We start from the raw sequence: 25,532 nt of genomic DNA, 5'->3' as shown, positions 1-25,532 counted from the left end.
CGTCAGCATCTAATCGAAAAAACTCTTTAAAAAGCAGGCTTAGCCTGCTTTTTTTATATATTCAAAAAATTTTTATTTCTATTTTGAATAATCAATTTAACTGATTACGGCAAACTTGTTTGAATACCGCTCGTTTAGTTTATTCAAATCCGCTTTATACAAAAAAGGTGTTGCCTATGCGCAACATTTCCCTCTTTACTCTTTCACTTAATATGATTTTTTGTGTTCTAACCATCTGTTATTAATGGTTTATTTTTAATTGGCATAATCATTGATACTCCTCTTATCAGTTACAACAAGGAGCAAAAGGTGTTATTGATGACAAAGTTAAAAAACAAGGCAAGTCCTTTCTATGCGCGAATTATTAAACGCTCATTCTCTACGTCGTTAGTGATGGCCGCTCTTGCAACACTTTCTGCTTGTGATGCGCCCAACGATGATGTTGCAGCACAAAACGCAAACACCCCTAAAACGGCTACTAACACAATTGCAGAGAGCCCACTAGATAAGCAAAGTGAAATGTTTGTTTACTTAGATGAATCCGACTTAATTGACGCGTATTACGAAGTTAAGTAATTCACAACCAGTCTTTTTTATACACTATCGATTCTGCCACGTTTTTTGCTAAGAAAACGTTAATGGTGACTGTCGATAGTTCCGGTTTGCGAGCAAAGGACTGTTCGCCTTTTATTCTTGAAGCCGTGCTTTGTATACTTACAACGCACGGCTTTTTATGTCAGTAGACGTATATCGACGTTTACTAGTCGACAGTGTTGAGCTGTAAGTCTTTAAAAGCTGTTCTTAGTAGTTATATATCGAAGTAACTTAACCAAATGAAACAACTCAAAGGATTTACTATGTCGACAGAAAGTAGCTATACACCACCAGAAGTTTGGTCCCAGGCAGAAGATGACGGTAACAAGTGGGCCAGTATTAATCGTCCTGTTTCGGGCGCGACCCATGAAAAGCCCCGTTCCAATGGTGAACATGGTTTACAACTTTATTCACTAGCTACACCTAATGGTCAGAAAGTAACTATCATGCTAGAAGAGCTGTTGGCAGCAGGTGTAAGTGAAGCAGAGTACGACGCTTGGCTAGTAAATATTGGAGAGGGCGATCAGTTTTCTTCTGGGTTTGTTGATGTGAATCCGAATAGTAAAATTCCTGCTATGGTCGACACTACAACGTCGCCAGAAACCAAGCTTTTTGAATCAGGCTCAATTTTGGTTTACCTGGCAGAAAAGTTCGGTAAGTTCATTCCGCAAGACGCTCACGCCAAGGCTGAGTGCTTTAACTGGTTATTCTGGCAGGTGGGTTCAGCGCCATACTTAGGTGGTGGTTTCGGGCACTTCTATAGCTATGCGCCTTATCCAATGGAATACCCTATCAATCGCTTTACTATGGAAACTAAGCGTCAGTTAGACGTGCTAGATAAGCACTTAGCAAACAATGAATTTATGGCGGGAAGTGAATACAGCATAGCTGATATAGCTATATGGCCATGGTACGGCAATTTAGTGCTTGGCAACCTATACGATGCAGCGACGTTTCTTCAAGTACATGAGTACACCAATTTGGTTCGTTGGGCTAAACAGCTAGAACAAAGAGAAGGCGTTAAACGCGGCCGTATCGTCAACAAGACCTGGGGCGATGACGGCCAATTAGAAAACCGTCACAGTGCAAAAGATATCGACGACGCCCTCGCCAACACCTAAATAATGGGGTCAGAGTGCATTACTCAAATGACGGGGCAGCAGACTTCATTTAAGTTAATCATCTTCTTAGCATCACAATGGCTAAAGAGAGACACCGACAAAAAGTACTCTGACCCCAATTTTCAAATGAGTTCGGCAACGCTCTTTAAATAGGCTTGTTGAAGTGGTGTGAAATCCCATTCATTTAATGCTTCATCGAATTCAAAGTCGCCCACACGGCCACGCCACCTTTTTGTAGGTGCTGTTGCCCAGTTTTTCATATACACCAGCTTTCCATGAAGGCAGTGTAATACTTCAAGTTTTAGTGATTCTGCTGCACTGTAAGTTACACGCTCTGAGACAATAGCGCCTTCTTCACAGTCCTGGTCAAAAAACACAAAGCCGCGATAATTTCCGCTTTCGGTAATGGTAATAAGCGAAGCATATTCTTTGCTGTCAGATACTTTTCTCATCGCTGGCAAGTAATTGTCTACACGCTTAATTTGAAGCCCTTGTGATTTGTTATGCCACTGCCAACCTGAACTGCCCATAAAAGTTAGCTCGTTGTTCTTGTGGTTAATACGCCAAAGTGTTTCAAAGGTCTTACAAGACGCAAAGGTAATGATGCATAACATTATAAAACCGGTAATGAATATGAGTGGCTTTGTCATTACGCAAGCCCTTAGTATTTGACGAACTGTTGTTTCTTTATTTACGGACAAAAGCTAACGCTAGACCTTTATTGCAAAAAAGTAATATGTAGAGGAGTGGATGTGCCGCAGCCTTAGGGCGCCCTAGTGCTGAATTCATAGCTAGAGAGGCTTAATACTAGTGTCTCTTTTTTATTTTAACATCAACTAAAGTTGCATTTTTTAGGTGCAAGGCTGTCAAGAAAATATACAAAAAAGCGGTGTTAAAAATATGTAAATCATTGAAGTGCATGAGTTTATTGGAGTTTCAAAGTTGGTGTGATTTTTGCTTATTAAAGCCAAAAATGGTAGGCTAACAGAACCATTTTCATTTCCGAGTATTTTAGGCAGCGTCCTTAAAGGACTAGCGCTTTTTTTAGTTTCGCTAACACGTTGGGTAGTCGTTTTATGCGTTTTGCACTTTTTTTTGTTTTTTGCGTTGTTCAATTCACCGCTGTAGCGGCTGAAACCGCCAGCACGAGTACAACGACATCGAATGTGCTCGGCACTTATAATCTTATTTTGCTAGAAGATTACAACTTCCAAGGTGGAGATGTTGAAGGGCAGGCATTTATTGGCGGAAATTTAAACGCTCAAGGACGCACTGCTGAGTTTGGTAGTCGGTTAGCCAATACCGACACAGCTATTGATGCGGTGACCATTGTAGGTGATGTCAACGCGAATGGTATTCGGGTGCTTAGAGACAATAATCTCGTCTACGGCGGGGCCTTAAATACATCGACGGTAGAATTGAACGACGGTGATGACGGTCAGGCTATTTATAACCCAGATGTGTCTATTACCGACATTGCTAATTCTTTATACGCAGATACTGCTTACTACTCAAGCCTTACAGAAAATGGAACATACAGCAACGGCACGTTTAATTACACAGGTACTGATGAAATTGCTGTGTTTAATGTTTCAGCCAGCGAAGTGTTTGCCCAGAACAGCTCATTAAACTTAATTGCAGGCAGTGCTGAAACTATTATCATTAATGTGTCTGCCAGCGACTTGCAAGGCAAGAACATTGTTATTGGTGGTGGCGTAAACAGTACAGGTGATTTCACCCAGCAAAGTTACTATTCTAATATTTTGTGGAATTTTTATGATGCTGAAAGCATTGATTTCAATAACCTGAATGTAAAAGGGTCTGTACTTGCGCCTTTTGCAGACATTACAGGCGGGTCATCATTTGACGGCGCCTTCGCGTCTGAGTCTTACACTGGGGCTCGTGAGTTTCATAACTTTGTATTTAACTATGAACGTGAAACGAATGTTGTTGAAGTTCCAGAGCCCCACTCAAGCTTGTTCTTGATACTTATCGCCAGTATATTGATGGTTACACGCAGGCTTAAAGTAACCCGTTAAATAATGAGAAAACGAATTTGTGTAAGTGTTTTTAGTTTCATACTTACACTTTCATTCACGGCATTAGCCAATGCTGATCAAAAAGATACTGCGAGTGTAGATTATGAATCTGCCATTGTTAGTTATGAAGCCAAAGCTTTCAACGACGCGTTTATCCATATAAAGAATGTGCTACAAGCTAACCCCGATTATCTTCCTGCACACCTACTTTTAGCCAATCTTTATTTCGAAACAGGGTTGTGGGAACAAGCCCACAACACCTATTTACATGCCTATGAAAAAGGTGCGGACCCCAATTTGGTGTTGCCTAATTGGTCCAGAGTATTGGTGCGCCTGCAAAAGTCAGAGCAAATACTAGCCATAGACGTATCTACCGACTTATCTAAGGCCCACTTGGCACAATGGCGCGCTACTCGTGCTGAAGCGTGCCTGATTGAATCGAGACGGCTATGTGCCCAAAGGGAATATGATGAATTGCTTACCCAATTACCAGAGCATCCCCTGGGATTAAACGGCTTGGCCTTGTTGGCCATTGAGGATGGTCAATATAAACAGGCAGATACCTTGCTTCAACGCTCGCTTGCTGAGGACGACAGTCAAGCCTTAACATGGTGGGCGCTTGGCCGTCTTGCAAGTGCAAGAGGGGATGTGCTGCTGTCACAGCGTTATTTCAACAACGCCTATCGAATTTCGCCCAATAACGCGAAAATTGCACGAAGTTTAATTGATGCTTATGTGGCCATAGCCGATTTGGACGCTGCGTTATTAGTCACCGAAGATTTGTTATTGGAAACGGAAGATGACTTATACTTAATGTTTGTCAATAGTTGGCTTACTAGCCAGATAGATGCCTTATCTAATATTCGCCCTCAACTAGAGCAAATCGATCAGCGTTTATCTATCGTGCCAGAAGAAATGATGATAGCGGAACCTTCCTTGCTCTATTTGCGGGGTATGGTGGCCCTGATGCAAGGCAATTTTGAACAAGCAAGAGATAGCTTTAATCTATTTACAACTTACAGCGAACAAGACCTGCAAACCGCGATTTTGCTAGCAACTACTAACATGGCGTTGGGCGATAAAAAAGCCGCCATGTTAGGGCTGCAAAATCACGAGGAGGAATTGATAGAACAACATATTGAGCAGGCAATTTTTCTAGGAAGTTTGTATTTAGAAAACGCCCGTAATTTTAAAGCAGTAAGATTGCTATCTTCCTTAACTGAGCTGTATTCCGATAATGTAGACGTTGCTTTGTTTGCGGTACGGGTAGAATTCTCCCGAGGTAAATTTAAAGAAGCTGCAGAACAGTTAAACAATTTATTAGAGCAATACCCAGACAATCGACAAGTGTTAGTGGCCTATTCTCTTTATTTTCTCGATATCGGCGAAACCCAAAAAGCCGCAAAAGCCATCGCCACTTTAAGAGCGCAGTTTACTGATGATATAACGATTCTGAATATGTACGCTGCTCAATTGCTGATTGAAAAAAAATACGCAGAGGCTGAAGTTGTACTATCCGATGTTCTCAACCAGGCGCCTGATCTTTTTGCTGCGCGATACAATCAAGCAACAATGCTAATCAACAAAGGATTGTTAGACGACGCTGAAGCTATTTTACTTTTGCTTGAAGAAGAAAAAGGAAATCATCTTCAAGTGGTGTTTCAATTGGCGAATATTGACATGCGTCGAGGCGATTTTGAATCAGCCGATAGACGGTATAGATACCTTTTACAAAAATTTGGGCCAATAGGAAAAATCACTTTCTCCGCCGTGGCTGCAATGAATCAGCAACGAGACTACAGAAGTGCCATTGCTGCATTGCGTGAATTAGAAGTGAAGGAGCCTGGCAATCCTTTGGCATTAGTGCAACTGGCTACGTTTTACATCAAAGCAAACGATGTAGAAAATGCAAAATCAACTCTTCTAAAACTAGAATTAATATTTGATAGGCCGGTAAACGTACTGGTAAGTGAATCGCAAAATTGGTTGGCTGTGGGTGATGAAGATAAAGCCCTGAGTAGTATGGATAAAGCTCGATTATTGCAACCAAAAAACCTAAATTTACAACTTCAGTGGGTGAAGCTTTTATTAGCATTAAATAAAGTTGAACGTGCAGAATCTAGTCTGTCAGCAATAATAAAAAGTTATCCTAAGCACCCTCAGGTGTTATTCAAATTTGGTGAATTAGCCCAGCAAAAAGGTCGTTTCACTCAAGCGATGACATTTTATCAAAAGGTGCTGAATGAAGATGAAACCTTCGATTTAGCCTTCGCCAAACTGTATGCCCTAAGTGTGAAAACAGGTGATTTTTCGGCGTTGATTAAGCGTTTAACTGCGACGGTAGAACAAGAGCCCGATAGGTATTTCACCCGTAATTTACTGGCGCAATATCACTATTATTATGGCGATGCTAACACCGCAATCAACCACTATCTTTATATGTTAGAGGTAGCACCAGAAGCAAACCGGTTTGCATTATATAATCGATTAGCGGAGCTTCATTTACTGATAAATAACGAAAAGAGCTTACACTTTGCTGAGCAAGCGTACCGATTACAACCCAAAGACGCCGGTGTGCTGCACACTTATGGTTGGGCGCTAACCATTAATGGCAAACCACAGGCCTCGCTGCCCCTGCTTCGACAAGCGTCAGTGCGAAATGCGACATCTTTGTCACTACAATATCATCTTGCCTATACCTTGGTAGAATTAGAAAACTACTCAGAAGCGAAACGCATTTTAAGTCGCTTAGTCAAGTCATCAACGCCTTTTGAACAACGAGAAAAAGCAAACGCACTGCTGTCTCGCATGGAACAAGCACGCTAGTTTTCCACAAGCTCTACCAAAAACTGAAAGGTTTGGGGCCAGATGTACTGATATTTTTGTGAGAAAAAACTTCATATGACCTATTTCTTTCCCCTTAAAATCGCTAGGGTGAAGCATCTTTATTTGTGCGCTGACGTTAGGAAATATTCGCACTACATTCTCTACATTTTTTAAGTTAGCAATGGCATTATCAGCGGCGAGTAACCATTTTGATGGTAGTGTAATGTCATCGTAAAAATGGGTGTGAATGTCTTATTGGAACGCAGTTTCGACATTGCCATTGCCGTTACACCATCGCTGCCATTGTTTGACTATTTGCTTAGGTGGGGCGCGCCCATGCCTACCCACTGTAATTTGGTATGCCCAAGGAGCAAGCTACTGAGCGGTATAAACACCTTCGTAAAAAAGTACGCTCTGAACAACTAGCGCCCACTTTTTCCAGCCACACTAAGCTTGCTTATACATGCCCCTGCAATACGAAGCCCCCGATAGTTAAATAATAAGTGTCAAACCTGCCATCTAGTAACAAGCGCTTCAGCGTGATTTGAAATCACGATTAGTACTATCTATTTTGTTCGTTTTAATTGCTTTAATAAATCAGCGATTATATTTCTAAATGAAAAAGGTAATTAACAAAGCGTTGTTAATTATTAAAGTAAGCCCCGTTTTAGCGAGACTGTTAGTAAAGCTGAAAAGAGGGGCAGAAATGAACTAGAAGGAATTCGCAATGAGTAAGTGTCCATTTTCAGGTACAGCTATAAACCCTACTACGCTAACGTCTAGCAATGGTGCGCCCGTTGCCAATGACAATCAAAGTCGAACTGCAGGCCCACGTGGCCCGGTTACTTTTGACAATCACTATTTGTTCGAGAAGCTTGCACACTTTAATCGCGAGAGAATTCCAGAGCGCGTAGTTCACGCTAGAGGTAGTGCAGCGCATGGTACATTTACGCTAACCAAGAGTTTATCTAACTACACTATTGCAGAATTTCTACAAAAAGAAGGGCAGAAAACCGATGTGTTTTTGCGCTTTTCAACAGTTGGGGGCGGGCAAGACTCAAGTGACTATGCTCGAGACCCTCGTGGTTTTTCTGTGAAGTTTTATACCGAGCAGGGCAACTGGGACATGGTTGGAAACAATACACCTGTATTCTTCTTAAGAGATGGTATTAAGTTTCCTGACTTTATTCACAGCCAAAAGAAAAACCCGCGCACTAACTTGCCAGACCCCCAGGCAGTATATGAGTTTTGGGCGAACAACCCGCAGTCATTACACCAATCAACGATTTTGATGTCTGACCGCGGTATCCCGCTTTCATATCGCCACGTGAATGGCTATAGCTCACATACTTTAAGCTTTTGGAACAACGCCGGTGAGCGCTACTGGGTGAAGTGGCACTTTAAAACTAACCAAGGTATCAAAACGCTTACCAACGAAGAAGCAGCGAAAATGCCTGCCTTCGGTGCCCAACAAGACCTTGTTGAAAGTATCGATACCGGCGACTTCCCATCGTGGACAGTGAACGTGCAGATCATGACCGAAGAGGAAGCTCGCAGTTATCATATCAATCCGTTTGATTTGACCAAAATATGGCCGCACAGCGACTTCCCGTTAATTGAAGTAGGACAGTTGGAGTTAAACCGCAATGTTGATAACTACTTTGCAGAAACTGAGCAAGCGGCGTTCGCGCCGAGCAATTTGGTACCGGGTATTGGTGCGTCGCCAGACAGAATGCTTCAAGCGCGACTAATTGGATATCAAGATGCACACAGATACCGTATTGGTGCGAATTACAATCAAATACCAGTAAACGCACCGCGATGCCCAGTGCACAACTATCAAAGGGATGGTGCCTTTGCCGGAATAAATCCTGCGCTTGCGGGAGGTGGAGCAAACTTCTATCCAAATAACCGAGCGCGAATTGGTGAGCCAGCCGAAATGCCAGAGGTGCAAGAGCCACCGATGCCATTAGAGCAAGACGCATGGTTAGACATTTATGATAACCGTGATGAAGACAACTACTCTCAAGCAGGCGATCTGTATCGCATTATGAGTGAAGATCAAAAGCAGCAGTTAGTAAACAATATTGCTGATGGTCTAAGCCAAGCGACACAAGATGTTCAAGAAGCCATGTTCGTGCAGTACGACCTAGCCGATAGCGACTATGGCGCACGGGTAAGAAAAGCGGTAGCGAGCAAGTAGCACCTACGGGATCAGAGTTAAATAATGGAACATTACTCTGATCCTTTTTATTCGAGAAATATTTACAATTTCGGAGGTAAGAAGGCTAGCATTTTTTGCAATAAGTGTTGTAGTGGCGCAGAAATATACTTCCTTCCGATGAGCTTAATCACTCTGCAAGCCACATGAGCTCTACATTTGCCAACAAAAATCTCCAACTAGGCCCATGGTTTGCAATTAAATTAAGATATTGACTGACTTTAACTGACAAAAATAAGGGATACATTATGTTACGTTGGGCTTTAATATTCTTAGTCGTTGCATTAATCGCAGCAGTTTTAGGGTTTGGTGGAATTGCCGGTTCTGCCGCGGGTATTGCCAAAATTATATTTGGTGTTTTCGTTATTTTACTGATTATTTCAGTTGTTATGAATATAGTTAAAGGCAAAAGTTAAGTCATAGCCACATTGAAACGTTATTCAAAGACAATATAACGATTAGAATAAAACAGCTGTTAGTCGTTTAATAAGCGGCTGTTTTATTACTTCAGCCTCATCAGCGGATAAAACTAAGGGAGGACATCATGAGTAATAAACAACTTATCACGAACGTAGGCATTGGACTTGCCGCAGCATCTGCAGGAATTCTTGCGAGAAAAACGCTTCAAAAGTCGTGGGAAAAGGTAGTAGATGAACCTGCTCCTAAAGACAAAGAAAGTGAAAATACAGACCTTAAAGAAGCCGTAACTTGGGCTGTTGTATCGGGCATTGGAGCAGGTGTTGCAAGAATGGCCGTTCAATATGCATTAGACAAGCGTAAATCAAAGTGACATAACATTCTTGCATTAATAAGCCGCTAACGGTAAAGCATAAAGCGGTGTATCCACAAAAGTTAAATTGCATCGGCGACTTTAATGGGTAGACATCCTGCGGGCTGACGCTTCAAACGCTAACCCTTTTTCATTATTGCGTAGCGACTAGGGCGTAAACGTGCAAGCGAATAGCTTGAAGCGCACGTTCTTTCCAATTATTCCAGGTAATACGGTTGCTTATCTCATGCTGATTTAACGTAATGTAACCGTGATTAAGCGCCCATACCTGCATAGCCACATCTTGTTTTTCTTCCACAGACAGATCTTTTTTAATTAATGCAGAAGTAAGCTTAGTTAGCGTGATAAAGGCTTTTTGACCTGCTTCTATTGCCTCATCAGAAGGGGTATAGTCTTTCAAATTAGAAGCAAAGATCAGCCGATAATGAGCCGCATGGGTTTCTGAAAATGTTAACATACGCTCGCAGCCATTAATCACTTTTTCTGCCGCAGTATTGCCATCTGCCGCCAACATTTCACGCTCTACCAATCCGAAACCTTCAATATAGAGCGCATCTAAAATGCCTTGCTTACCCTTAAAATGGCTATAAATGCCGATAGTGGACATACCTGCGCCTTCAGCGATGGCGCGCACGCTAAGCGCATTCGTTCCGCCTTTTAAAAACAGTGCTGAGGCAGCATCTAAGATCTTCTGTCGCGTATCTTTTTTCATTTACACATCATTTACATGTTGCACAATATAACACCGTTATGTAAAGTGGTTTTATAACGCCGTTATATCTCTTGGTTTAACACTTAACCTGCCTGCCCGCAGGTTATTCATAAGGACACTATATATGAAAACTGAGCAATTAACCTGCGATTATTTAATTGTCGGCGCTGGTGCAGTTGGGATGGCTTTTGCTGATGTACTGCTTCACGAAACAAACGCTAACATTCTGATTGTAGATAAAAATGCGAAGCCCGGCGGGCATTGGAACTATGCCTATCCCTTCGTCACCCTACACCAGCCTTCAGCGTTTTATGGCGTGTGTTCAAGAGAATTGAACCGGGGCGTAATTGACAAGTATGGATGAATGAAGGCCTAATGGGATTAGCTTCCGGGCAAGAAGTTAGTGCGTATTTTGACGCGGTAATGAACGAAACCTTTTTGCCTTCAAAGCGTGTACAGTATTACCCACTATGCGAATACAAAGGAAATAAACAGTTTGTTTCTACCTTAAGTGGCAAGCACTATGAAGTTACTGTGAACAAGAAAATTGTTGATGCCACTTATTTAAATACCAATATTCCGCTTACTCATACTCCAAGCTTTACTCGTGACCATGATGTGGCGTTTACGCCAGTTAATACCCTGGTTCAGAATATCGAAGGCTTTGATAACTATGTGGTTGTCGGTGGTGGTAAAACAGGTATTGATACTTGCCTATGGTTGCTCGAAAACCATGTGGCGCCCAATAATATCCATTGGGTGGTATCGCGAGATGCGTGGTTACTTAACCGTAAAAATACCCAACCCCTGGATGACTTCTTCTTCGACTCTATTGGGGCGCAAGCGAATCAGATGGAAGCTATTGCTGCGTCAACTTCCATTGATGATATGTTCGACAAATTAGAAGAGCGCGGGGTTTTACTGCGCATTGATAAGGAAGTAAGACCGAGTATGTTCCATGGGGCTACGGTGAGCGAATTAGAGCTAAAAGCCCTACAAACGCTTACGTCTGTCATTAGGGAAGGTCGGGTTAAGCATATCAGCCGCGATAAGCTCCAATTTGAAGATACAACGTGGAATATGCCAGATAACGCACTTGTTATTGACTGCTCCGCATCTGCGCTTACTAACCTAGAGATAAAAGCGGTGTTTGACGAAGACACCATCACCCCCCAAACAGTGCGTGCCTATCAACCTGTTTTTAGTGCGGCTCTCATTGCCCACGTTGAGGCTACTTACAGTGATGAACGGCAAAAGCAAATGCTGACACAAGTGGTCCCGCTGCCTAATCGTGATGTTGACTGGTTACCAATGACCGCTGCTATGTTACGAAACATGCAAATTTGGGGGGAAGACGCAGCGCTTAAAGAGTGGATCTACCATTGTAGGTTGGATGGCTTTTCAAAAGTAGTACACGGTGTGGCAAAAGATGATTTGCAAAAAATGCAGGTGTTAGGGCGTTTGAAAGAAGCAGCGGCACCGGCCATGCAAAAGCTGATGACTTACATCCAAGGCTTAAAAGCGAGCGGACAACTTTAAAAGGTTATAAATAACAATGAAACAGTTTCAAATAGACAAAACAAACCCAAACCGCTTTCGAATAATGCAAACAGAAGATAGCCTTGATAGTGCGCAGATAGAGGATATTGGAAAGACAAAAAGCGTAGTAATCAAAATTGAAAGGTTTGCGTTTACTGCCAATAACCTGACCTATTATATGGTGGGTGACAAGCTTGGTTATTGGAAGTTTTTTCCAGCTCTTAACACTAGCAGTGATGAGAGCTGGGGTGTTATTCCAGTATGGGGTGTTGGTCAAGTAATTAGCTCTAATAACGATGAGGTAGAAGTAGGAAGTCGTTTTTTAGGTTATTTCCCTCCCGCTGAGTACTTGATCATGAGCAACACCACGGTTAATAGCAGCAACCTAATTGACTGTAGTCCTCATCGTTTGAAGTTGCCGCAAGGTTATAACGTCTATCGTCCTCTTCCAGTACAAGCGAATAATGCAAACGCTGAAGTTAACACCAAGCAGCACGAGCAAGAAAACTATCAGATGTTGCTGTGGCCGCTTTATGCAACGTCTTACTGTTTATCAGAAGTGGTCGATACTATACCAGCTGCCCAACGAGAACAGTTATTGGTATTAAGTGCTTCAAGCAAAACCAGTTTAGGGCTTGCTTTTGCATTGAAAGAAGCGGGCATAGACGCTATAGGGGTAACCTCTGAAAAGCGTGTTGCATCCCTAGAAGCGTTAGGTGTATACAGCGAAGTTATTAGCTATGAAAAACTGGAAATGTTGCAATTGAAAAGCACCGTTGTGGTCGACATGTCCGGTAATGCTAAGGTCAAAGAGTCAATTAAACATAGACTTGGCGCGCTCCTAACCAGATACATCAACGTTGGGCTTACTCATTGGCAAAACGTTGAGCCCGCAAGCGATGAAGAATTTTTCTTTGCTCCTGCTCATATACAGCAGCGTATGTCTGATATTGGGCCTGCCGAGTACCAGAAGTTGAGTAGCGGCTTTGTATCAAAAGCCATTGCATGGAGCGCCGGTTGGCTTAAGGTTAAGGAGTTCGACGGGTTGGCAGCCTTGCAGGAAGATTTTAGCCAACATCAACAAGGTCAAATTCCATCGAACGAAGGAAGGATATACACACTTGAAGGGTGAGAATTGAAAGCGTACAAGGTGTCGCATATAGATTGCAAAAAACAGTGTACTTCATACAAGTAATCGCCAATTAACACGCTAAACTTAGGCTACGTTTGACCAACGAAGTTGAACTTCAGAACGTTTTTCCAGTAGCCATTTAGCGTGCAACCCGAGCACCTGTGTTGATTTCGAGCGTTTTAAATATAAGCGCTCGTTAGAAGTCGAGATCACACGTATTGATTAAAATACTCAGTAACTTTAGGCCATAAGTGCTGACATTTCCGTGAGAAAAACTTCATGTGGCCTATTTCTTTTACGTTATTAGCATGAGGATCGAGTTCCTCCACCTCAGCTTCCATATTGGGGAAAACGCTAATCATATCGTGGACGTTGTGAATGTTAGCAATGTCGTCGTCCTTGGCGAGTAACCACTTAGAAGGCATTTGAATGGTGTCGTAGTGGTGCTGGTTAACATCACTGCCAAACCCTGTTTTTACGTAACCTTTACCGTTACACCATTTTTGCCATTGGCGCGCCACTTTTTTAGGTAATGGCTCGCCCATACCGACCCACTGGGATTTAGTATGGCCGAATAGTAAATTACTCACGGGTATATAAAAATTCATGAAAAAGTGAGCTTTAAGCAAATAGCTTTTACGCATGTTTCGCAAGCTACCTGATGAACTACCAAAGTTACAAAAAGCAGTGAGGTCATGTACGTTATGCATCAAACCTAGTAGCTGACCTCCTGCGCTATGACCAACAAGAAAATAAGGCACATTAGGGAAGTGAAACTTTAGTGTCTCTAACACCGCCGGCATATCTTGCTCACCCCAGGTTACTAGCGATGCATCACTTTGTGTAGCGCTGCCTTTTGCCGACCCTCCAATGCCTCTGTTATCAAAAGTGATAACGCCATACCCTTGGTCACATAAATAGGTAGCAAACGCACTATAGAATTGACGTTTGATACCCGTAGCAGGGCCAATCATGACTGCTGCCTTCACTGACTGCTTAGGGGTGAAAAGCGTTGCGCTTAAACTTATGCTGTCCTTGCACGTAACAGTAATATTGTTAGGCTTTGGGATGCTCACTAGGTGTACCTTACTCTTTAACTCTTGTCTGGTCATACCAGTAAAGCTTTGTTAAACAGAGTTTGCAACAAAAAGATTTATTACAATTAGTGATAAACGCATATTACGTTTAACCAAATCGTTGGAATTTTAGTTACTCCTGCACTTTTGATTCGCTAATCCAGTGTTCGACGGGAGCCGGTTTACCGAAAAGGTAACCCTGAAAATGTTTAAACCCCATCTGTTTTAGCACTGCCAACTGGGCACGCGTTTCTACACCCTCTGCGATTGTCTGCATTTCTAAACTCTTCGCTAGATCTAAAGTCATCTGAACGATTTTTCGGTGTCGTTCAGAAGTTTCCACACGGTCAACAAACTCCCTATCAACTTTCATGACACTTGCTGACATGTCTATCAGCTGAGAGAGGGAAGCGTGACCTGTTCCAAAGTCATCGATAATAATTGTCGCACCTACGTTAGCTAAAGAGGTTAGACGACGCTTTGTTTCACTGTGGCTTGCCAGTACCGAGGTTTCAGTGAGCTCTAGCTTTAATTTTTGGCATAGTTCTGGGCTTTCTGAAAAGCGGCGTAAAAGCTTTTCGTAGAAAAAGTCATTTAATAGTTCAGGGCCAGATAGGTTAATAGCGATAGGCACTTGCGGTAGGCTAGCAGGCCACGTATCAAGAAGTGACAGAGTTGCGTCGATAACCTTTTGAGTAAACAACACCTCCCAACCGTTCGCTTCTATCAAAAAGAGAAAATGATGGGGCTGTAATATCGACCCAGTCGATAGGTCTTTTAAACGCGCAAGGACTTCAAAACCGATAATAGTTTCATCGATTGACACCTGGGGCTGTAGATAAATCGCAAGGCAGCCATTATCAATAAGCGCTTTTACTTTATCTTTTTGTTGAGTATTTTCCCTAATAGACTTCACCGTATTAATACTAAAAGACATGTAGGGCGACAATTCACTGCTTTGGCTTAATGCAATAGCGCAGCACTCAGCTGCGGCATCAGGGCTTATTTCACGACTAACATGATAATGCCCTACACGCCATTTCAACGTGTGTTCAACACTGACATTATTCGAGGTAACAGTGATAGTATTCGGCAGTTTTCGAGTTAAAAAATGTTCGATAGAACTAGAAAATAATTGCTTGGCGTTCAGAGTAAATAAAAATTTCGCGCCGGGAAAGTGATAGAGCCTCGCGCAGTTAGAGAGTTCGTTTTGTAGCTGCGATGTCACTTTTATCAAAAGTTTATCGCCTTGACTATAGCCATACTGAAGATTCATTTCGCGAAGGTTAGCCAGCTTTAATAGCACTATATGTTGGTTCACAATGCTATCGCTAGTTTCCATCTGTTTCCAAAAGTGATGGTTCTTTAAACCTGTAAGTTCATTAAAGTAGTGCTTTTCGTACTGCTGCTTTTTGTACGCATCGAATTCCAGCAGATTTTTTTTATTTACAGACAAGTCATGGCAATGAATGAGCTGTTTTTTATGGTGCATTAAGCTAGCTGGCTGGATTTCAAATTCTTGTTCAGGGTTATTATAGATTGAAGCAGTTTGATTAACTCCATGTGTTATAGGCAAGCTCAAAGAAAACAGGTCTTGAATGTATTCACAATTAGGGCGAAATTTTTTAACTAGGGTTCTAGCTGCTTTATTTGCTTGCAGTATTCGCCCTTGTTCATCACAAAAAAACGAGGGAGTGCCCCCGTTATTAAATATTTCTTGGTACCCTTTTACTATCTTGTCGAGTTTCCTGCTTTGTAATTGATTGTGTTCAGACTGCTTTTCTAACGAAGACATGACACGTAATACAGCAATTGGGATACAGAAATTAAAGAATAAGAATAGTAATGAAGCCAGATAAGTGTGCGTATCGGGTAATGTAATATCTATACCAAACAAAGGTGAAACTTTAGTTTTGGTAACTAAAAGAAAATAGGGAACAAGGTTTAAAAGCATAGTAATAATTGATGCTTTTATACCGTATAAAATACGAACAATAATAGGAAGTGTGAAAAGAAAGAGTAAGCCGTATTGAGCTGAAATTAAATCGGTAGTAAAAAACAAAATACACAGTGAAGCTGCAACAACGACTAAAACTAAAAACGCTGAAGCTATTTTTATGTGTTTTAAGCCTATAGAGAGTGTTGCAAAAAGGAAGGCGGTAAACCCTGTCGTTAAGTAAAGAACATAATAGAGTTCTTGAACATAAGCGGTATAGGATGAATGGACAACAATGGCTGATGTAAGAATGACACCGATAACTAATATCGACCGTAGCACGCTAAGCCGCCATATATTAGCGTCAGTTGTTTTTAAGTTGTCGTCGTTAAGTAGAAGGTAGTTTTTTATTATTTTTAATGCGCGAGATATCACTATAAAACCGCTGGACTAGTATTAGTTCAATACAAACAGTTGAAACTAATTCACGTAATTAGATGAGTTAATATAACCGCTAAATAGTGCTAGGGATAGGCATTAGGAAGGATTAATGTTAATTTTCACAATATGTTACAAAAACATACGAAACACCATATTATTTGATAAATTAGTGTTTCGTATGACCTGAATTGACAGATTAGACCGTCAGCGTAAATACCTTAGAATTACGCTGAAAGTTGTACAGCTCTTTTTTCACGGCAGGTAAAGCACTAATGTCTGCTGGCTCAAACCCTTGTTCTAAAAACCAGTGTGCCGTTACCGTCGTTAGTACAAAGATACGGTCAATATCTGCTTCTTTAGCACGCGTGCGCACTTCATCTAAAATCCGTTCACCACGGTTTTTGCCGCGATAGTCTTGGTGGGTTGCCACACAGGCTAATTCAGCACAGCCATCTTCTGGGTACAAGTACAAAGCCGCACAGGCGATGATCATACCGTCGCGCACAATCACTATGAACTGGTTAATTTCGTTCTCTAAACGCTCGCGTGAACGCTTCACTAACACGCCGCTTTCTTCTAAGGGCTTTATTAGTTTTAAAATACCGCCTACATCCTCGATGGTTGCCGCCCGCAATTGCTCGTAATGGTGCTCCATTACAAGCGAGCCAGTCCCGTCGCGGGTGAACAATTCCTGAAGCAGAGCCCCGTCTTTTTCAAAACTGATACAGTGCGCACGTGGAACCCCAGCAGCTACACTGGTGGTAAGCGCGCTTAGTACCGTATCTTCGGTGGTTATATCACCTGCTAGAGTTAGCTGTTCTAACTGAGGACGTTCTATGGTTCGAAGTAATCTTCCGTCGCGGTTGTATACGCCATCATAGTTTGAAAACACAATAAGCTTGTCGGCCTTAAGGGCAATAGCTGCCTGGGTAGCTACATCTTCGTGAGACAAGTTAAATACTTCTCCCGTTGATGAATAGCCCATAGGCGATAACAACACAATCGAGCCGTCGTTTAAGTGGTCGTTAATGCCGGTAGTATCGATACGACGCACTAGACCCGTATTTTCAAAGTCTACACCGCCTCGTACGCCCATAGGTTTGGCTACTACCAAGTTACCCGAGCACACGCGTATTTGCGCGCCGTGCATCGGTGAGTTCGGTAAACCCATAGTCAGCAAGGCTTCTACCTGCGAACGAACCGAGCCTGCGGCGTCTTTTACACATTCAAGGGTCTGCTTATCAGTAATGCGTACGCCGTTTTCGAAGCGGCCTTCTATACTGCGTAACGCAACGCGCTGGTCTATTTGTGGTCTGGCACCGTGCACCACTACCACACGTACGCCAAGGCTGTTCAATAGAGCGATGTCTTGAATAATGTTGGGGAAATTAGGATGTTCAATGGCTTCGCCACCGAACATCAATACAAAGGTTTTTCCCTGATGAGCATTAATGTATGGCAGTGAACTGCGAAACAGTTTTATGCCATCTTGCTGCGCTAGTACCATCTAAGTAGTTCCTTACCGCTACCCTTGCTTATCCAAATCTTCCAACTCTTGATACAGTGCTTTAGTAACTGTTTCTTTGCTGGTTCCACCAAGGATGTTGCGCTGGTTTACACCGTATTCCAATTGAAGTACTGGATAAACATCGTCTTCGATTTTATCGCAAATTGCCTGCATGTCGCTTAGCGGCAAATCTTCAATAGCACAGCCTTTATCTATCGCCTGAAGCACTACACGACCCGCGATATCGTGGCCTGTTCTAAACGGTACACCTTTGCCTACCAGATAATCGGCAAGCTCGGTTGCATTAGAAAAGCCTTGGGTTGCTGCAGTACGACAGCGTTCTTCATTAAGTTGCAATGAGTCGAGCACTTCGCTGGCTATGCATAAGCAAATATGCCACTGATTTACCGTATCGATAGCGCCTTCTTTGTCTTCTTGCATATCTTTGTTATACGCAAGAGGCAGGCCCTTCATAGTAACTAAAAGTGCTTGTAATGAGCCGAATACACGACCACATTTACCGCGCATAAGCTCTAGCGCGTCCGGGTTTTTCTTCTGTGGCATAAGCGATGAACCTGAGGTCACGCTATCGCCTAACTGTAAGAACCCAGCTTCACCAGAGTTATAAAAAATCATATCTTCAGCAAGACGTGACAAGTGCATCATGCTGGTGCTGGCTACAAATAAAAGCTCTAGCACAAAGTCTCTGTCCGACACGGCATCTAGGCTATTTAGGCACGGAGAGTCAAAGCCCAGTTCCTCTGCAATAGCGTGGCGGTCTACAGGAAACGTGGTGCCTGCTAGCGCGCCTGATCCTAAAGGGCACTGATTCATACGCACTTTAAGGTCGTCTAAACGACTTAAGTCACGCTTTAGCATTTCAACATACGCTAAGCACCAGTGTGCAAAGTGAATAGGCTGTGCACGTTGTAGGTGAGTGTAACCTGGGATAATGGCTTCTTGATGACGGCTTGCGGCATTTAGAAGTGATTTAATAACACCTAAAACATCTGCGCGAAGTGAGGCAATATGCTCGCGTACCCAAAGGCGAAAGTCTGTGGCCACTTGGTCGTTTCGGCTTCGCCCGGTGTGAAGTTTACGACCAATGTCACCAAGCTTTTCAATAAGCGCAGCTTCTACAAAGCTATGAATATCTTCTTCGCTCGATGCGTTAAAGTCTAATTCACCTGCATCAGCTTTTGCTTTCAACTCGCTAAGTGCTGCTTCAAGCTGGGCTTGTTCGTCAGCGGTTAGTACGCCTGCTTTATGCAGCGCACGGGACCAGCTGATAGAGCCTTGGATATCTTGGCTTGCCATAACTTGGTCAAACGGCAGCGAGTCGTTAACCTGTTTAAACATACTACTTGCACCGGACTCGAACCGGCCACCCCACAACGCCATGTGATGCTCCTTAAATACTGTTTTATGTCTTTGCTACCTGCGCGTAGCGACTAAAAACTACGCGCGGGATACAATTAACCTTGATTTTTTAGTGCTTCAATACGACTTGAAAGGCTGAATAAGCGGATAAAGCCCTCAGCGTGTTTCTGGTCGTAAACATCGTCAGCACCAAAGGTAGCAAAGTCTTCAGAGTAAAGGCTGTTTGGCGATTTACGCTGGGTAACGGTAGCTTGGCCTTTATAAAGCTTAACGACAATATCACCCGTTACTTTCTTAGCAAAAGACGCAGCACCAGCAAGCAGTGCATCGTTAAGGGCAGTAAACCAACGACCATCGTACATAACGTGTGAGAATTCAAGACCAATCTGCTCGCGGTATTTAAGTGCTGCTTTATCTAACACCATGGTTTCTAGCGCTTTATACGCTTTAAGTAATACAGTGCCTCCAGGGGTTTCATAACAGCCACGAGACTTCATGCCTACAAGGCGGTTTTCAACAATGTCGATACGTCCAACACCGTGCGCTGCTGCTACTGTGTTTAGTTTAACAAGTGCTTGATAAGGCGATAATGCTTCACCATCAACGTGGGTCAGCTTACCTTCGTCAAAAGACAGGGTTACGCGCTCAGGGGCATCAGGGGCATCTTCAGGGTCAACCGTCATGGTCCACACTTGCTTGGTAGGCTCTTGCCATGGATCTTCAAGCTCGCCGCCTTCGTGTGAAATGTGCCATGCGTTGGCATCACGGCTGTAAATTTTTGTGGCAGACGCTGTTGTCGCAATATTGCGCTCGGCTAGGTAAGCAAGCAAGTCTTCGCGGCTTACCATATCCCACTCACGCCATGGCGCGATAACGGTAAGATCTGGGGCAAGCGCGGCAAAGGTGCTTTCAAAACGCACCTGGTCGTTACCTTTACCGGTACAACCGTGACATAGCGCGTCCGCGCCCACTTTGCGGGCAATCTCAACTTGCGCCTTTGCGATTACCGGGCGTGCCATTGACGTACCAAGTAAATATTCGCCTTCGTATACCGCACCAGTGGTGATAGTTGGGAAGATATATTCGCTTACGAACTCTTCTTTCAAATCAACAATGTGGCATTCGCTCGCGCCAGACGCGATGGCTTTTTCATGAAGACCTTCTAGCTCTTCATCACCTTGGCCCACATCTGCCGCAAATGCGACAACTTCACAGCCATAGTTTTCTTTAAGCCATGGAATGATGGCTGATGTATCAAGCCCGCCTGAATAGGCTAGTACGATTTTTTTAACATTTTGCATCTAAGTAAACCTTTTAAGCGTCTTTTTAGGTGCCTTTTTAGGCATTAAGTAATTGAGTAAGAATGGCGTTTTGGCCATGCATTCTATTTTCGGCTTGCTGCATTAATAGCGACTTATCACTATCAATTAACGAGCCTGTTATTTCTAAATCGCGATGGGCAGGCTGGCAATGCATGACGTAGCTTGCACCCGTTGCCTCCATTAACGCTTCATTTACCTGATAAGGCATGAACTTCTCTTTGATCACCTCAAGCGGTGTATCGTCACCCATTGAAAGCCATGTATCCGCATAGATAACGTCTGCGCCGTTAGCAGCACTAAGCTCTGTACTTTCAACAATCGATACACCGGTTTTCTCGGCGATCGCTTTGGCTTGTGCCACAATTTCAGGCGTCGCTTCGTGACCTTCTGGTGTCACTACAACCTGGTTGCAACCTAAAAGCGCACCAACGATTAGTAATGAATGGGTCACATTATTGCCATCGCCTACGTAAGCCATGGTAAGACCCTCGGTCTTGCCAAAGCGTTCAAACATAGTGAGGTAATCGGCAAGGCCTTGGCATGGGTGGTATTTATCGCACAGCGCGTTAACTACTGGCACATTTGCTGCCTGAGAAAAGGTTTCTAACGTTTCGTGCGAAAACACGCGAGCTACGATAGCGTCAGCCCAGCAGGCTAGGTTAGCAGCAGTATCCACTGCATCTTCTCGACCTGCTAATTTGCCCGACTGTGCATCTAAGTACACCATGTGGCCGCCAAGCTTGTTGATACCAATATCAAAGCTTACGCGGGTTCGCAATGACGGCTTTTCAAACAGGGCAACAATTGATTTTCCCGCTAGCACATTGCTGTAACTTGCTGGCGCTTGTTTAATTTCTACAGCCAATTGCAGCAAGTTTTTCATTGCGTCTGGTGTCCAGTCTGCAAAGGTGAGTAGGTCCTGTTTCATTGTACTTCTCCGGCATTGCCTTTTGTAAAGTCGGTTTGGGGTAAATCAGCGTTTGTCGACTTTGTATTTGTCAGAGCTGCGGGCAGTATTTGTGTACCCGTTTTCTTATTTAAAATATCGTTGATATCAGCTGCCCAGCTTGCAATGTAAACTGCGCGGTCTAGGCTTTCTGCAGACGCAAGTGCCGCATCTACTTTTACTTTCATTCCGTCAGTGATCACGCCTTCATCTGCATATTTCGCAATGCTTGCGGCGTTAAGTTCACTAATTAGCGATTTATCACAGTCAAGTACACCTTCAACATTGGAAAGTAATAAAAGCTCCGCGTTAAGCAATTCGGCGATAACCGTGGCAGCTTGATCTGCATTTACATTGAGTAATCTACCTTGAGGGCTTGAGCCAATAGAGCTAATTACTGGAAGTGTCGACTGCGCTAGTACGTTTTGTAAAAACGAAGCATCAGCGGTTGAAGGCACACCTACCGCACCATATTGATCAGCCAGTGGTTCGCAGACCACCATATTTCCGTCTAGCAGCGATAAACCTACTGGAGTAATACCCGTTGCAAGTGCCGCAGCACAAAGCTGTTTGTTCGCTGAGCCTGCAAGTGCGCCACAAATATAAGGCATGTGTTCATCGGGAGTAACGCGAAGGCCATCAATTTTTGTACTTTGAAGACCAAGACTTGCCATTAGGGTTTCGACTAACGGGCCGCCACCGTGCACTACCACTACGGGGCGCGCGGCTTGAACTTCTTTTACGCTTAAAAATAAGCGTGTCATTGCTGCTGCATCGTCAAGCAATGCACCACCAACTTTGATTACGATAGGTGAAACACTCATAGTACTAACCCTGTTTCTATTGGTTGTTTCGTCATTATATTAAGGCATTGAATAGCCTGAGAGGCTGCGCCTTTCATTACATTGTCTATAGCAGCGGTAACCACTGCATATCCAGATGCTTCGTCTAGCTTCCAGTGAAGATCAACAAATGGGGTGTGAGCAACGTCGTCAATTTTTGGAAAACTGGTGCGTAAACGCACAATAGGTTTATCAGCATAGGCGTCAGTGTACGCTTGTTCAAGCTGCTCGCTGGTGGTACCAGCTTTAACCTTCACGGTGACCGTTGCCAATATACCTCTTTTGAAGTTTCCAAGGTGCGGCGTGAAGATAACGGGCGTGCCTAAATACGCTTCAATTTCAGGAGTATGACGATGACCTAGTACGCCATATGCTTGAAGACTGACCTCAAAAAAGCTGGTGGTTAAACTGGCTTTTCTGCCTGCACCCGATACGCCGGAAACGGCGTTAATTACAGGGCGTACGTTTGTATCAAGCAAGTTATTTTCAGCAAGTGGTTTAAGTGCACTAAGACTCGCCGTGGGGTAGCAACCCGGAACAGCAATAACATCTGCGCTGGCAATTTGTGCTTCGTGCCATTCGGCAAGGCCATAAACGGCTTGAGCTAGACTTTGCTCCTGCGTATGAGGGAAGCCATAAAACTGTTCGAAAACTTGGGTGTCTTTCAGTCTAAAGGCGCCTGATAAATCAAGTACCTTAGCTTTACCTGAAGATAAGACAGGCATCCAGTCGTGGCTCGCCTCATGAGGCGTTGCTAAAAAAATAAAATCAACATCGTTAGCCATCTCTTTTAGGGCAGCATCTGAGATAGGCGTGAGCGTAGCGTTAACATGGGCCAAGTTGCCATGAAGCTGTGCGATATTTTTACCTGCATCGCTACTTTTCTCAGATACATAAGTACCCGCTAATTCGAGTTTAGGATGTTGAATAACCAACTGAACAAGTTGTGCACCTGTGTAACCACTGGCACCAATAATTGAAACGCTGTACATAATTTTAAAATTCAATAAAAGGAGAAAAAAATCACTTTTTACCTTTGTAAACTGGTTGGGCGAATATCCTTGCCTAACCGCGACCACATTACAAAGGTAAAAAGTGTGCTACTGAGTAAGCATAGGAGTGCACACGCATCGTCGTGCGCTATGCATGGAGTAGCCAGCCAGGGGAGAGGTAAACTCTTTATCGTTGCTAGTGGTTGAACCAACAACGCGAGTTGGTTGTGTCATCATCAATTCCTATCATGTTTCAACCGCAAATTTGCGGGTTGGATGCTTTAACCGTCGACTAGTGTATCTAATTTGAATTTTTATGCAATAAAAATGTATAAATATTTTTATGTGGTTTTCGATGGTTTAAGTAATAAAAAAGATAGCCAATAATATATTTATAGTTATGACAGTAAGTTGACAACAAGACCAATAGAACTGAATATTTATATTTGGCTTCTAATAAATAGTACTTGTACTTATTAATGGCAGCGTTGATGCTTAATAAGCTAAGAATTAAGTCTGTTTTTGCAAAGATCAACAGGCCCTAGTTGTAAAACACAAGCGGCGTATAAAATTAGACAGTTATAAATGATAGGTCGCTACAGGCCTAAGCAGAGAACTGTGAAAATAGGTTGTTGGGATTAAACTCGGAAAATAAAATGAGCAAACTTACTTTAGCGCTGGTGGCGCACGATCATAAGAAGCCCGAATTGCTGGCATGGGTTAAACAGCATATTGACGTGCTTAAGCAGTGTAACTTGGTGGGGACAGGAACAACGGGAGGCTTAATTGCCGGCGAAACCGGATTAGAGGTTACACGCTATAAAAGTGGCCCGCTTGGTGGGGACCAGCAAATAGGCGCGTTGATCGCCGAAAACAAGCTAGACGCACTATTCTTCTTTTGGGACCCATTGAATCCAGCGCCCCACGACCCCGACGTAAAAGCACTACTGCGACTGTGTTCAGTATGGAACGTACCAGTAGCTTGCACGCCAGCCACGGCGGATTTGGTGATCACATCACCGCTCTTCCTATCTCCTGAATACAAGCCAGTTAAACCCAACTTCTAGAAAGTAAGGGGTGCAATGGCGAATCATTTATAAAAAAGGCTGGCCGAAGCCAGCGCTTTTTACGGTGGGTAAGATATCAATAAGATTTATGGCTTAAATAGCTCATGTAGCTTACGTTCGTCTTCACGCCGTGTTTTTAGCTCTGCTTGCTGCTCAGCTGTTAGCACTTGAAACATGGCTTGACGCTGCTTGGCCTTTTCAACGCCCGCACTAACAATATCGTCTTTGTATTGGGCGATAAGCGCGTCCCAGGTGTCTTGAGAAAAAGACTGGCTTCTAACCAGGTCGCGCAGGGCGTCTTTAAAACTACGTAGTGTCTCTCTATTCGTTTTCGATGTATCTTTGAATGACTCGCGAAGTTCTGCAAGGCTCGCTACTTGTTCGTCGCTTAATTTAATGCCTTCAAACATAAAGTCCCTAGGCTTGCGTTTAGGACCTTTACCTTCACGCTCCATTCTTTTAGCAAAGCGTTGGTCTTGTTTTACAAAAGAATCGCGATGTTTTTGTTTATCTAATTCTCTTTTAGCGTCTCTAGCTAAGAGAGTTGCTTGCTGCTCTTTATTCAGAACGTTGTAGATATCGTGACGCAGTTGAGCAAAAGCAAAATGTTTAGATTCACGCTCTTCAATCTGGTTTTGAATAAAAGCGCGGATCTGGGCATCAGTGGCGGTAGCAAAATCCAGGGTAGGCTTTTCAATATCAACAAATTCAGGGCGAGGGTTAGCGTCTTTAAATGCGCTTACGAGTGTTTTTATTTCCTCGCGCTGAGCGTCACTTAAGCTAATGCCGCGAAGATGCTTAACAATTTCTTTAACCGGTTCGTGGTGACGCATACCAGGCCCTGCTGGCTGCGCCAGTGCGAGGCCACCTAAGCCAATGGATGCTACTGTTACACTAGCAATTAATAACTTTTTCATTGTCGTCTCCTTTTTTCGGACAAACTAATCGTAGCGTGCGCGACTAAAAATGCAGTCAATGCAGTGTAAAGCTTATGTAAAGGTAAAACCGAATTGTGATTGTAAAGGTCTGAAAAGATATAGTACGCGTTT

The 25,532-nt window shown here is 43.3% G+C and carries 20 protein-coding genes and 1 pseudogene; 10 read left to right on the top strand and 11 right to left on the bottom strand.

The features are described 5' to 3' along the window. The first annotated feature begins 318 nt into the window (after positions 1 to 318). Both KL866_RS12935 and yghU read left to right on the top strand, forming a co-directional pair. Positions 319 to 576 carry a hypothetical protein gene (locus tag KL866_RS12935; RefSeq protein ID WP_025256792.1) on the top strand — a complete coding sequence of 86 codons (258 nt, stop codon included), beginning with the start codon at positions 319 to 321 and terminating at the stop codon, positions 574 to 576. Positions 577 to 857: 281 nt separating this feature from the next. Continuing rightward, positions 858 to 1,715: a glutathione-dependent disulfide-bond oxidoreductase gene (gene yghU, locus KL866_RS12930; protein WP_214995338.1), complete on the top strand. Its 858-nt coding sequence runs from the start codon at positions 858 to 860 to the stop codon at positions 1,713 to 1,715. 122 nt (positions 1,716 to 1,837) lie between these two features. On the opposite strand, the gene KL866_RS12925 is transcribed toward yghU, so the two are convergent. Next, the gene (locus KL866_RS12925) at positions 1,838 to 2,365 is read right to left on the bottom strand and encodes a hypothetical protein (RefSeq protein WP_214995336.1); all 528 of its coding nucleotides are present in this window, start codon (positions 2,363 to 2,365) and stop codon (positions 1,838 to 1,840) included. Positions 2,366 to 2,791: 426 nt separating this feature from the next. On the opposite strand from KL866_RS12925, the gene KL866_RS12920 reads away from it, so the two are divergent. The 5 genes from KL866_RS12920 to KL866_RS12900 all read left to right on the top strand — a co-directional run bounded on the left by KL866_RS12920 (position 2,792) and on the right by KL866_RS12900 (position 9,591). Further along, positions 2,792 to 3,754, top strand: coding sequence for a choice-of-anchor A family protein (locus KL866_RS12920; RefSeq protein WP_214995334.1), 963 nt, complete (start codon positions 2,792 to 2,794; stop codon positions 3,752 to 3,754). A 3-nt stretch (positions 3,755 to 3,757) separates the two neighbouring features. Next, the gene (locus tag KL866_RS12915) at positions 3,758 to 6,580 is read left to right on the top strand and encodes a tetratricopeptide repeat protein (protein ID WP_214995332.1); all 2,823 of its coding nucleotides are present in this window, start codon (positions 3,758 to 3,760) and stop codon (positions 6,578 to 6,580) included. Between the two features lie 727 nt (positions 6,581 to 7,307). Further along, complete coding sequence (locus tag KL866_RS12910; protein ID WP_251140023.1) at positions 7,308 to 8,783, top strand: catalase; 1,476 nt, start codon at positions 7,308 to 7,310, stop codon at positions 8,781 to 8,783. Positions 8,784 to 9,049: 266 nt separating this feature from the next. Continuing rightward, positions 9,050 to 9,217 (top strand): DUF1328 domain-containing protein, encoded by a 168-nt coding sequence (locus KL866_RS12905; protein ID WP_025256786.1) that lies wholly within the window; start codon positions 9,050 to 9,052, stop codon positions 9,215 to 9,217. Between the two features lie 128 nt (positions 9,218 to 9,345). After that, positions 9,346 to 9,591, top strand: coding sequence for a DUF4235 domain-containing protein (locus KL866_RS12900; RefSeq protein WP_214995330.1), 246 nt, complete (start codon positions 9,346 to 9,348; stop codon positions 9,589 to 9,591). Positions 9,592 to 9,724: 133 nt separating this feature from the next. On the opposite strand, the gene KL866_RS12895 is transcribed toward KL866_RS12900, so the two are convergent. Beyond that, complete coding sequence (locus tag KL866_RS12895) at positions 9,725 to 10,303, bottom strand: TetR/AcrR family transcriptional regulator (protein ID WP_025256784.1); 579 nt, start codon at positions 10,301 to 10,303, stop codon at positions 9,725 to 9,727. A gap of 124 nt (positions 10,304 to 10,427) precedes the next feature. On the opposite strand from KL866_RS12895, the pseudogene KL866_RS12890 reads away from it, so the two are divergent. Both KL866_RS12890 and KL866_RS12885 read left to right on the top strand, forming a co-directional pair. Next, positions 10,428 to 11,842 (top strand): annotated as a pseudogene (locus tag KL866_RS12890) (NAD(P)-binding protein). A 16-nt stretch (positions 11,843 to 11,858) separates the two neighbouring features. Then, positions 11,859 to 12,974: a DUF2855 family protein gene (locus KL866_RS12885; RefSeq protein WP_214995328.1), complete on the top strand. Its 1,116-nt coding sequence runs from the start codon at positions 11,859 to 11,861 to the stop codon at positions 12,972 to 12,974. A gap of 209 nt (positions 12,975 to 13,183) precedes the next feature. Here the strand turns inward: KL866_RS12885 and KL866_RS12880 are convergent, their stop codons facing one another. From KL866_RS12880 to argC, 8 genes are all read right to left on the bottom strand, one after another. Further along, a complete protein-coding gene (locus tag KL866_RS12880) occupies positions 13,184 to 14,050 on the bottom strand; it encodes an alpha/beta fold hydrolase (RefSeq protein WP_311236147.1) in 867 nt (288 codons plus the stop codon). Between the two features lie 133 nt (positions 14,051 to 14,183). Continuing rightward, on the bottom strand, positions 14,184 to 16,328 hold the full coding sequence (locus tag KL866_RS12875; protein ID WP_311236146.1) for a GGDEF domain-containing phosphodiesterase: 2,145 nt from the start codon (positions 16,326 to 16,328) through the stop codon (positions 14,184 to 14,186). A gap of 295 nt (positions 16,329 to 16,623) precedes the next feature. Then, entirely contained in the window at positions 16,624 to 17,934 is a 1,311-nt protein-coding gene (argA, locus tag KL866_RS12870) for an amino-acid N-acetyltransferase (RefSeq protein WP_118490461.1), read from the bottom strand. Positions 17,935 to 17,952: 18 nt separating this feature from the next. Continuing rightward, on the bottom strand, positions 17,953 to 19,335 hold the full coding sequence (gene argH / locus KL866_RS12865) for an argininosuccinate lyase (protein WP_025256778.1): 1,383 nt from the start codon (positions 19,333 to 19,335) through the stop codon (positions 17,953 to 17,955). A gap of 74 nt (positions 19,336 to 19,409) precedes the next feature. Beyond that, positions 19,410 to 20,615, bottom strand: a complete 1,206-nt coding sequence (locus KL866_RS12860; RefSeq protein WP_025256777.1) for an argininosuccinate synthase — start codon at positions 20,613 to 20,615, stop codon at positions 19,410 to 19,412. A gap of 37 nt (positions 20,616 to 20,652) precedes the next feature. Further along, a complete protein-coding gene (locus KL866_RS12855; protein WP_025256776.1) occupies positions 20,653 to 21,564 on the bottom strand; it encodes an ornithine carbamoyltransferase in 912 nt (303 codons plus the stop codon). Continuing rightward, positions 21,561 to 22,406: an acetylglutamate kinase gene (gene argB, locus KL866_RS12850; protein ID WP_214995323.1), complete on the bottom strand. Its 846-nt coding sequence runs from the start codon at positions 22,404 to 22,406 to the stop codon at positions 21,561 to 21,563. The genes KL866_RS12855 and argB overlap by 4 nt, the downstream gene beginning before the upstream one ends. Further along, a complete protein-coding gene (gene argC, locus KL866_RS12845; protein ID WP_214995321.1) occupies positions 22,403 to 23,416 on the bottom strand; it encodes an N-acetyl-gamma-glutamyl-phosphate reductase in 1,014 nt (337 codons plus the stop codon). Before argC ends, argB begins: the two co-directional genes overlap by 4 nt. 656 nt (positions 23,417 to 24,072) lie before the next feature. On the opposite strand from argC, the gene KL866_RS12840 reads away from it, so the two are divergent. Beyond that, positions 24,073 to 24,483 (top strand): methylglyoxal synthase, encoded by a 411-nt coding sequence (locus KL866_RS12840; RefSeq protein WP_025256773.1) that lies wholly within the window; start codon positions 24,073 to 24,075, stop codon positions 24,481 to 24,483. A gap of 86 nt (positions 24,484 to 24,569) precedes the next feature. On the opposite strand, the gene KL866_RS12835 is transcribed toward KL866_RS12840, so the two are convergent. Further along, positions 24,570 to 25,400, bottom strand: coding sequence for a Spy/CpxP family protein refolding chaperone (locus KL866_RS12835; RefSeq protein WP_214995320.1), 831 nt, complete (start codon positions 25,398 to 25,400; stop codon positions 24,570 to 24,572). Positions 25,401 to 25,532 lie beyond the last annotated feature (132 nt).

The organism is Alteromonas sp. ALT199 (assembly GCF_018619335.1).
Classification (GTDB): domain Bacteria; phylum Pseudomonadota; class Gammaproteobacteria; order Enterobacterales; family Alteromonadaceae; genus Alteromonas.
The sequence above is the reverse complement of the archived record's forward strand: the minus strand, read 5'-3'. Positions and strand labels throughout refer to the sequence as shown.